Annotated in this window: 10 protein-coding genes and 1 pseudogene; 5 read left to right on the top strand and 6 right to left on the bottom strand. The window is 38.4% G+C overall.

Going from position 1 to position 9865, the window contains the following annotated elements:
- Positions 1 to 186 precede the first annotated feature (186 nt).
- From cobA to FJR37_RS10270, 5 genes and pseudogenes are all read left to right on the top strand, one after another.
- A pseudogene (gene cobA, locus FJR37_RS27695) lies at positions 187 to 1884 on the top strand (uroporphyrinogen-III C-methyltransferase).
- 159 nt (positions 1885 to 2043) lie between these two features.
- Positions 2044 to 2652, top strand: a complete 609-nt coding sequence (gene coaE / locus FJR37_RS10285; protein ID WP_168465960.1) for a dephospho-CoA kinase — start codon at positions 2044 to 2046, stop codon at positions 2650 to 2652.
- Positions 2653 to 3129: 477 nt separating this feature from the next.
- Positions 3130 to 3363 carry a hypothetical protein gene (locus FJR37_RS10280; RefSeq protein WP_039202722.1) on the top strand — a complete coding sequence of 78 codons (234 nt, stop codon included), beginning with the start codon at positions 3130 to 3132 and terminating at the stop codon, positions 3361 to 3363.
- A 284-nt stretch (positions 3364 to 3647) separates the two neighbouring features.
- Positions 3648 to 3938 (top strand): type II toxin-antitoxin system Phd/YefM family antitoxin, encoded by a 291-nt coding sequence (locus FJR37_RS10275; RefSeq protein WP_039202721.1) that lies wholly within the window; start codon positions 3648 to 3650, stop codon positions 3936 to 3938.
- Positions 3922 to 4248 (top strand): type II toxin-antitoxin system RelE/ParE family toxin, encoded by a 327-nt coding sequence (locus tag FJR37_RS10270; protein WP_039202720.1) that lies wholly within the window; start codon positions 3922 to 3924, stop codon positions 4246 to 4248. Before FJR37_RS10275 ends, FJR37_RS10270 begins: the two co-directional genes overlap by 17 nt.
- Positions 4249 to 4282: 34 nt before the next feature.
- Here the strand turns inward: FJR37_RS10270 and FJR37_RS10265 are convergent, their stop codons facing one another.
- The 6 genes from FJR37_RS10265 to FJR37_RS10240 all read right to left on the bottom strand — a co-directional run bounded on the left by FJR37_RS10265 (position 4283) and on the right by FJR37_RS10240 (position 9819).
- Entirely contained in the window at positions 4283 to 4765 is a 483-nt protein-coding gene (locus tag FJR37_RS10265) for a DUF3368 domain-containing protein (protein ID WP_039202718.1), read from the bottom strand.
- Positions 4762 to 5007, bottom strand: a complete 246-nt coding sequence (locus FJR37_RS10260) for a UPF0175 family protein (RefSeq protein WP_039202717.1) — start codon at positions 5005 to 5007, stop codon at positions 4762 to 4764. Before FJR37_RS10260 ends, FJR37_RS10265 begins: the two co-directional genes overlap by 4 nt.
- Positions 5008 to 5229: 222 nt before the next feature.
- Positions 5230 to 5463 (bottom strand): hypothetical protein, encoded by a 234-nt coding sequence (locus FJR37_RS10255; protein ID WP_168465959.1) that lies wholly within the window; start codon positions 5461 to 5463, stop codon positions 5230 to 5232.
- A gap of 221 nt (positions 5464 to 5684) precedes the next feature.
- On the bottom strand, positions 5685 to 7196 hold the full coding sequence (gene trpE / locus FJR37_RS10250) for an anthranilate synthase component I (protein ID WP_168465958.1): 1512 nt from the start codon (positions 7194 to 7196) through the stop codon (positions 5685 to 5687).
- Between the two features lie 109 nt (positions 7197 to 7305).
- Positions 7306 to 7722: a photosystem I reaction center subunit II PsaD gene (locus FJR37_RS10245; RefSeq protein ID WP_015079642.1), complete on the bottom strand. Its 417-nt coding sequence runs from the start codon at positions 7720 to 7722 to the stop codon at positions 7306 to 7308.
- Positions 7723 to 7830: 108 nt separating this feature from the next.
- Positions 7831 to 9819 carry a DICT sensory domain-containing protein gene (locus tag FJR37_RS10240; RefSeq protein ID WP_039202713.1) on the bottom strand — a complete coding sequence of 663 codons (1989 nt, stop codon included), beginning with the start codon at positions 9817 to 9819 and terminating at the stop codon, positions 7831 to 7833.
- Positions 9820 to 9865 lie beyond the last annotated feature (46 nt).

The raw sequence follows: 9865 nt of genomic DNA, 5'->3' as shown, positions 1-9865 counted from the left end.
TTCCCTAAGACAGGGAAAAAACAATGCACAATGTACAATACTACGTTACTATACTCAGTATAGTAAGGAATTCTAGAAGAGAGAGCGAAGTGTTCCCTGTTCCCTCTCTCAACGAGTGAATTTAATTTTGTCCGACTACTTATATAATTAGTTTTGCCTGCGTACTTAATAAATGTCAGTAAGGAAATGGGTAAGGTGTATCTTGTTGGTGCGGGTCCTGGAGATGTAGAATATTTAACCGTTAAAGCCTATCGGCTGTTAGCATCCGCCCAGGTATTGGTTTATGATGCTTTAGTTGATAGTCAATTATTAGATTGTGTTCCTATTGATTGCCTAAAAATAGATGTTGGTAAACGTGGAGGTAAACCCAGCACTTCCCAAACGGAAATCAACGCTTTATTGGTAAAATATTGTTTAGAAAAAAAGCAAGTTATTCGACTAAAATCGGGAGACCCTTTCATATTTGGGCGCTGTATTTTAGAAATTGCAGCTTTAAAAAATGCAGGTTGTGAATTTGAAATCATTCCGGGAATTTCTTCTGCATTAGCTGCACCATTATTAGCCGGAATTCCGCTCACAGATAACGTTATTAGTCGTTGTTTTGCAGTTTGTACAGCCCATCAACCAGAAACTTTAAACTGGGAAGCATTAGCAAGATTAGAAACCTTAGTAATTTTGATGGGGGGGAAAAATTTACCAGAAATAATCCATCAACTGATAAAATATAGAAAATCCTATTCTACACCGATTGCTATTATCCGTTGGGCTGGAACACCTCGTCAACAAATCTGGACAGGAGAACTGGGAAATATCCTTGAACAAACCGCTGACTTATCTCTCTCTCCCGCAGTTATAGTCATTGGTGAAGTTGTGCGATTACGCGATTACCTGTAATATGAAAAAATATAAATCTTCCATTTGTAAAAATGTATTAAAATTAATTGTAGGTTGGGTAGAACGAAGTGAAACCCAACTAAGTCTAGGAAATATTGAGATATAAGAAATGTTGGGTTTCCTTGCGTCAACCCAACCTACTGATTTTGCGCGAAACCAAAAATTATTAAGACGACAAATTTAATGTCAACCGTGAATTACAATCTTTCTCCCCTTGCTGGGAAAACCATTTTAGTTACCCGTTCTGTCGGACAATCTCATCAATTTAGCGATCGCTTAACCTCCGCAGGTGCTAATGTGATAGAAATGCCAACTTTAGAAATTGGACCCCCTAGCAGTTGGGACGCTTTAGATCAGGCAATTTTGCATTTATCAACTTTTAATTGGCTAATTCTCACTTCTAGTAATGGTGTAGAATACTTTTTTGAGAGATTAGCAAAATCCGGTCAAGATAAAAATGCTTTAGCTGGTGTAAAAATTGCTGTTGTTGGGGAAAAAACAGCCCAAAGTTTACAAAAGCAAAATATCCAAGCTGACTTTATTCCTCCTAACTTTGTTGCTGATTCCTTAGTGGAAAACTTTCCCGAATCACTAATAGGTAAAAAGATATTATTTCCCAGAGTTGAAAGTGGTGGAAGAGAAGTATTAGTAAAGGAATTAACAAGCAAAGGTGCAGAAGTAATTGAAGTTCCCGCTTATGAATCTTGCTGTCCTCAAAGTATCCCTCCTGCGGCTGAATATGCTTTAGTTAATAATACTGTAGATATTATTACCTTTGCCAGTTCTAAAACAGTGCTATTTTTCTCGCAATTAACAGCGCATATATTTACTTACAATCCCGAAAATTTAGCCAGAGTTTGCATAGCTTCCATTGGTCCCCAAACTTCAAAAACCTGTCAAACTGTATTTGGGAGAGTAGATATTGAAGCAGAAGAATATACCTTAGAAGGTTTAACAAATGCCATAATTAAATGTACAAATCATAGCTGAATTTTCTAATGACTAATACCAACCTTATGTGAGGTGGCACAGAATCATGAAATCCATTAATTCATCCCTCTTTATCTGCGTTTATTTGCGTTTATCTGCGTTCAATAAATCTTAAAATCTGATTCTATGAAGATTCATCTTAATTTAGTATTATAACCAATGACTAAAAACTTAATTGGTTTAACTGGTGGAATTGCGACAGGTAAAAGTACAGTTGCTAATTACTTAGCTAAAACTTACAATTTACCGATTTTAGATGCAGATATTTATGCGAGAGACGCGGTATCTGTCGGTTCTCCTATTTTGTCACAAATTGCTGAAAAATATGGTAGAGAAATCATATTAAGTGATGGTAATTTAAATAGATCCAAATTAGGAGAAATTATTTTTAATCAACCGGAAGAACGTTATTGGGTAGAAAGGGTAATTCATCCTTATGTAAGAAATTGTTTTGATAAAGCTATTAAAGAATCATCTGCAAATACTTTAGTTTTAGTGATTCCCCTATTATTTGAAGCTAATTTAGAAAATCTAGTTAATCAAATTTGGGTGGTATCTTGTTCCCCACAACAGCAACAACAGCGATTAATAGAACGGAATAATTTAACAGCGGAACAAGCAGCAGCGAGAATTAATAGTCAATTACCTATTGCGGAAAAAATTGCTCGTGCTGATGTGGTTTTAGATAATTCTGCTAATTTAGAATCACTTTTACAACAGATAGATAAAGTTTTGTTGCAAGATTCAACATTTTTAGAAATAAAATAGGAGTAATAAATTTGAGATCATTGCTGTTTTATACAATCCAAGGTAAAGTGTGATGGAAACCGTATTAGGATGTCAGTTTAATCAATTCCCCCTAAATCTTACCTACATAGTTGATCTAAGCTATTTCGACGGTTCACTACTGTCAGTATTTAAAAGTGAACATGGAGACTTTTATATTTATAATTGGTGTGATGTAGATGATAAATTCAATCGCTGGTTGGTTTTTAGAGTTAAGAGAAAATCATTAATAAAGTATTTGGAGGGTGAACTTAGTGGCTCTACCGCTCCCTTTATGATATTTTATCAAAAATATCATCGAAACCCTTGCTCTAACTGGATTTGAGGGTTTAATATCTTCAAAAATAAGCGATCGCTCTTAATTTAGACAAAACCCATATACAGTAATGGTTTTGGACATATGAAAGGAATATTTAATCATAAGGGGAACGGTAGAACCAACTTAGTTTACGAAATTTAGTGTTATCACCAATTGATGGATTTCAATATTTATTGGAAATTGATGATCATCTGGATGTTAAAAATATTTATGTCGTGCAGCCTCATAACTTGCCAGAATCATATATTCCCGGCAAAAATTCATATTATAATGACTTACAATTAAATCCAGAATCCTTAGAGGAAGACAAAAAAATAATTAAACAAGAAATATATTCAAAAGACGAAGAAAAAATCAAATTACTCATAAGTTGATCGTAAAAATAGCTTCACAACTTTCTGCTAAGTAGTCGGACAAAATTAAATTCACTCGTTGAGAGAGGGAACAGGGAACTCTTAACTGGGAACAGAAAAATCAATTGTGTAATTAATTCTGTCCCATTACTTACGATAGCAGTTTTTCGTGTAGTTATTCACACCCCCTCTAAAATTATCGAAACCCTTGATCTCTCGTTAAAGATAGGGGGGGTGTGAACAGTTACTTTTTCGTTTGTGTGATAAGATTAAATTAGACGCAAATTTAGTGCGGAGTAATTCTCATGATTAATTTAAGTCAAGATATTCAGTCACTCTCAACCTTTAAACGCAATACGAATGAACTGATTAGTCAGATGAAAGAAACTGGAAATCCTATAGTTTTAACAGTGAATGGAAAAGCAGAATTAGTAGTACAAGATGCTGTTGCTTATCAACAATTACTTGATACTTTGGAAAAGTTAGAAACTCTCATCGGTATAAAGAAAGGATTAGAAGATATAGCAACAGGTAATACACAATCTCTAAATCAGTTTATTGAAGAAATGCACCAAAAACATGGAATTTCAGGTTAAATTAACTGGTAATGCCAAACTAGAAATAGAAGCTGCATATCTTTGGTTAAAACAACATAATCCAGATTATGCAGATCAATGGTTTAGGGATTTAATGGATACTATTGCTACTTTGCAAGATAAACCTAAACGTTGCACTTTTGCTAGAGAAAATGATGATTTTCCTGAAGAAATAAGACAACTTTTATATGGAAAAGGAAGAAATAAATATCGTGTAATTTTTACTGTTGAAGGGGATATTGTCTATATTCTCTATGTTCGTCATAGCGCACAATCTTCAATAACATTCAATCCTCTTGATTTTGAGTAATAGCGGATTGATATGATTTTATCTTGTACGTTTGCTATTCTCCTGCAACTAATAAAACTTCTGCATACAACTGTTCACGAATCCAGAAACCATTAGCAATCAAATCATCTAATATAGGTTTTACCAGTGGAATAAACCCTTGTTGTCTAGCAGCTAGTACAACACCTAAGAGTCCAGTAACCTGTAAACCAGACTTTATTGCTTCATTTCTACCTTTTCGCTCATCAATAATCAGTCTATCAGCATTTAACTCAACAGCAAGAGCGATCGCTTCTGCTTCACCTGGATCTAAAATTGTTTGTAGAGTCTGAATTAGAACAATATTTGTAACTGGTCTAACTTCAATCCAATTGAGAGTTTCAAGTGCTAATGTACCTGGATCTGTACTACCAGAAGCGAGAATTTCCTGATAGACTGCTTGTGGAATAATGACCTTACCATAAAGTTGCTGCAATAAAGTTAATTGTCCAATCGCAGCTAGGTTACTGATAGGTGATGTATTGCTAATAATAATCATCGCCAATTATTAGCTTTCAAACTCTTTACATCTTCCCTAAATTCAGCAATATCATAGTGAATGGGAATTTTTCGACTAGCAAGTAATCGTTGAAACTCAAGTTGATTCATACCTACAAAATGACTCGCTTGTCCTAAAGTAAACCGTTCTTGTTCAAAGAGCAAAATTGCTATTTCTTGAACTAATTCTTTGTCAGACATTTGAATTGTCTGCAAAACTTCATCTGTAATCACAATACTCATATCTCTATTCTCCTGCTGGGATTCAATTGGTTAAAAGTCACCTTAAACAACGAATTGCTTCAATAGCAATAAGTAGTGAGACAGAATTAATTACACAATGTCATTGCGTAAGCGTTGCGTGGCGTTAGCCATATGGAACGAAGTGAAATGAAGCAATCGCCAGGGTTGTGATTGCTTCCCTTCGCTCGCAATGACTGTAAATATTTTTGTCCAATTACTTAGTCATACTTGAGCTACTAACATCGCATTGATGTGAGTGAAAATTCTGTCTAACTCTCCAATAGCTTCCAATTCTATAACTTCTTCTGAAGTTAGTAAATTAGCTTTTTTTCTCTCCAAAAGTTCTTCCATTCGCTTCTGGAGTTCATCAGTAAATTTAAATAAATTGAATTTATCTACTTTTTCAACTTGAATTCGACCAAGTAAAGTTGAAGGTCTACTAATAGCTGGTATCATAGTTTAACTCCAGTATTGATCAGGAAAATCTGGCGTTGCTGAATTAGGGTATGAAATTGAAAAATCAATGATTTCAAACTCTTACTCTCTGCGACTGGAGCGCCTCTGCGTGTTCGCGCAGCGTGCCGTAGGCATAACAAAATCATACTCTTAACCAGCAACGCCGAAAATCTAAACTCTTAAACTTTGCGTCTTTGCTCCTTTGTATCTTTGCGCGAAACTCACCTTAAACAACGAATAGCTTCTAATAACCCTCTAGCTTTATTGAGTGTTTCTTCATATTCCTTTTCTGGGTCAGAATCAGCCACCAAACCTGCACCAGCTTGGACAGTTACCGTTTGATTATGTAATACCATAGTTCTGATGGCGATCGCACTATTCAATTGTCCTTCAAAATCGTAATATCCATAGACACCCGAATATACACCCCGGCGACTTGGTTCTAACTCATTAATAATTTCCATCGCCCTGATTTTAGGCGCACCGCTGACAGTCCCAGCAGGAAAGCACGCTTTTAATAAATCCCATGCAGTTTTACCCGGTGCTAACTTACCCACCACATTACTCACAATGTGCATAACATGAGAGTAGCGTTCAACAATCATTAATTCATCAACCTTGACACTACCACTGCTGCACACCCGCCCTAAATCATTGCGCCCTAAATCAACTAACATGACGTGTTCGGCGATTTCTTTGGGGTCTTGAAGTAAATCAGCGGCTAAAGCGGCATCTTCCTTTGTAGTTTTCCCTCTTGGTCGAGTTCCCGCAATGGGACGGACTGTGGCGATAATTTCCCCTTCATCATTACATTCTGCTTTCACCATGACTTCGGGACTAGAACCGATAATTTGCCAGTCTTGGAAGTTAAAATAAGCCATGTAAGGCGAAGGATTGATTTGCCGCAGAGAACGGTACAAAGCGAAGGGATTGCCTGTATATTCTGTGGATAAGCGTTGTGAGATGACAACTTGGAAAATATCACCAGCTTTAATATGTGCTTTGGCTTTTTCCACACTGGCGCAAAATTCTGTCCGGGTAAAGTTGCTGGTATAGTCCTCTATGCCCGCTTTAGGCTTGTTTCCAGGGGCTGTCCAAGCTAATTTGGTGTTTTCTGGTGATAGGGGCAAAGATAGCTTCCTGACCATTTCCTGAATGCGATCGCTCGCCTTTTTATATGCTACCTCTAACCCGGCTGGATCACGTAAATCTGCGTAGGCGATCGCCCAAATCTTCCGTTTTACCTGGTCAAAAATCAATAACTGGTCTACCTGCATCCATAATCCATCGGGTATATTGCGTTCATCTTGAGCATGAATTGGTACACGCGGCTCAATCCAATTAATTAATTCATAGCCCCAAAACCCAAATAAACCGCCAATACCTGAAGGTAATTCCGGTAATTTTACTGGGTGATATGGTGCTAAACATTCAGATAAAACTGTAAACGGATCACCTATAAAAACCTGTTGATCACCATTTCGATGGGTTTGGGTTGTTCTATCACCCCTTACTTCCAAAATCCACAAAGGATCACAACCTAAGAAACTATAACGACCCACAGTTTCGCCACCTTCCACCGATTCCAGCAAAAAGCTATAAGGTTGATCTGCACAAACTTTATACCAAGCGGATACAGGTGTATCTAAGTCGGCTATCCATTCCTGATACACTGGCACAAAATTACCTTGGACAGCAAGTTTCTGAAACTGGTCGAAATCGGGAAAAATCATAATAAAAATTAACAGTTAAAAATTAAAAGTGAGTTTTTTGTCATGGGCAAGGGGGCAAAGTTTTTTCTTCTTCCCCATTACCCATTACCTATCACCCATTGCCTAAGGATTAAGCATCGTGAGTAGCTTTACCGCTGAATTTGATTTGTGCAGGGTTGGGGTTTTGACCGATTCTGCGGGGTACGTGACGCACCATAGAACGTCCAGCATTTACCTTTTCAGGGAACACGCCATCAGCAGGGTGAATCATGGTAGTTTCGCCGCCGGGGAGAATGCGGTAAACTTTGTAGTCGGTAATTTTGAATTTGCGAAGTTGTGCGCCTAAAGCAATACCGTACTCTTTGCGAGCAATGTAAAGTAGGTTTTCGCCTTTTACCATTTTAGCAGCGCCACCAGTGGGCATTTCAAACACTTGCTCTTTGGGACTAGTCCAGGTGATAGCATACTTTTCTTCTACATCAGCTTTTGTGAGTAGTCCGCCAGTGCTGCCACCAAAGATTGGGGTTTTTCCAGTCAAAGTTGCCATAAACTGTCTCTTGTAGGTTTTTACGGCATACTAACATTGGAACTGGATTTATGTTGCGATCGCGTTATAGACTGTAACAGTTTTTAGTGATTGGTTGGTTGTCAGTTGTCAATTATTTTCCTGACTACCATACACAATGGGAATAGTAAAATGGAACTGACTGCCTTGGTCTTTACCTGTGGACTCTGCCCAAATTTTTCCATGCCAGCCATTGACAATTTGCCGACAAATGGCTAAACCTAAGCCAGTTCCCCCGGTAGTTCGGCGCAATGCCCCTTCCTCTTGATAAAAGCGGTCAAAAACGATTTCTAGGCGGTTGGGTTCAATTCCTCGCCCTGTGTCAGCTACGGTGACTTCTAGCATCTCCTGACTATTGCTAATGGCTTTAATAATAATTTGCCCAGAAGAGGGAGTAAATTTACAAGCATTATCTACAAGTTTGGCGATTACCTCCACTAACCAATCACCGTCAGCCCTGACTAAAGGTAGGTTGTCGGAAATTTGAGTTGTGATTTTGGGTATTTTTTCTTGGCTAGAGCGTGTCCGTAAGCGACTGAGGGCTAAATCTATACATTCTTGAATGGTTAATGATTCAGGATGCCATTCTACCCGACCGCTTTCTAAGTTAGAAAGGGTTAAAAAGTCTTGTACGAGTTTCCGCATTCTTTCGGAGTCGGCAAGGGCTGTACTCAACATTATTTGTTGCAATTCCCAAGGCATATCCGGTTCAGTAGCCAAGCTTTCTAAACAAACTTGAATGGTGGATAATGGAGTGCGGAGTTCGTGTCCAGTAATGGCAATTAAATTACTCCGGGTGCGGTCTAAAGCTTCTAGTTGTTGGTTGAGTTCTTCTAAATTGGCAAAAGATTCGGCTTGAATCAGGGCTGTACCAATTTGGGTAGCGATCGCTTTCACTAAGTCTAACTCCCCTGGTTGCCATTCATGGGGAGGAAAATGGCAATCATGTAACTCCACAATTCCCAATAGTCGCCCTTGATATAATACCGGTTCGATCAACCAAGAACGCACGCCAAACTGCCTGACAATCGAGGATAAGGCTGGTGATTTCTTGACTTGAAAGTCCCCCAGGGTATCAGCCACACATACCCCCTCAAGCTGTTGTAGCACCTGCTGAAATAGGGGATTATGTTCTAACTCCCAACTTTGACCCAGTACCGATGAGATATTAGAGTTCAAAAATTCATGTTCAATTATAGCTTTGGCATCTGTAGCTTGGGCGCGATAAATTAGACAACGACAGGCTCCTAAATGTTGTCCTAATTCTTGCGCTGCCACTTGGAGAATTTCCCGTGGATCAAGCGATCGCCTAATTGCTGTACTAATCGAATTTACCAGCCGTTCTTTCTGGGCTTGAGCCGCAATCGAACGGTAAGCTTTATGCAGCTTATACTGACTAGCTTGCAGATATGTCACCAACCGCTGCACAAACGGGTCAGTATCAAGATCACAAGCATACTCATGATCAGAATTGATCACTGACCTGCCTGTTAATTTCCCAATTCCAAACCGACTGGACACTTCATCAACTTTTTCCGCTAAATCTGGACGATACACCTGAATTCTATCTAATAACAATTGGGCAGCTTTTAAACACACTCCTTTTTCCGATGTCCAAATCCCCTCAAATCTTTGCGCTGTATCCATATCCAAGTTAGGGAGCATCTCTGAGGTATGTTGATTTTTAGCCAGAGAACCCAAGCTTTCTCTACAGATTAAGCAAGTAGCATAATTATCAGCAACTACTAGTAAGTGCCATTCTTGAGCTAAAGCATCATCATGCTCAAAAGCGATCTTTTCATAATATTCTGAGCTATTAGCAAACTCCGTTTCCGGTGCAGATAATACATATATTTGATTACTTTTTTCCGCCAGTCGTTGATAACGATGGGCTTCTTGACGGTAAAATCGCTCTTTCTGAAAACTAGCAATAATCAGAGGACGATCCAAATTAGCGGCTAAAACCTGATCCTCCATAGCATGGGAGAGTGCAGTTAGTGAAGCCTTAAAATATAACTGAGGTCGTAGATGGGGGAGTGAGTCTAGTAAATCACTCAGTACAGAAGTAGAAATACTCATTAGTCATTAGTCGTTAGTCAGTGGTCACTGGTCATTAAACACATAC

It is taken from the genome of Aphanizomenon sp. UHCC 0183 (assembly GCF_009712065.1).
Classification (GTDB): domain Bacteria; phylum Cyanobacteriota; class Cyanobacteriia; order Cyanobacteriales; family Nostocaceae; genus Dolichospermum; species Dolichospermum heterosporum.
The sequence above is the reverse complement of the archived record's forward strand: the minus strand, read 5'-3'. Positions and strand labels throughout refer to the sequence as shown.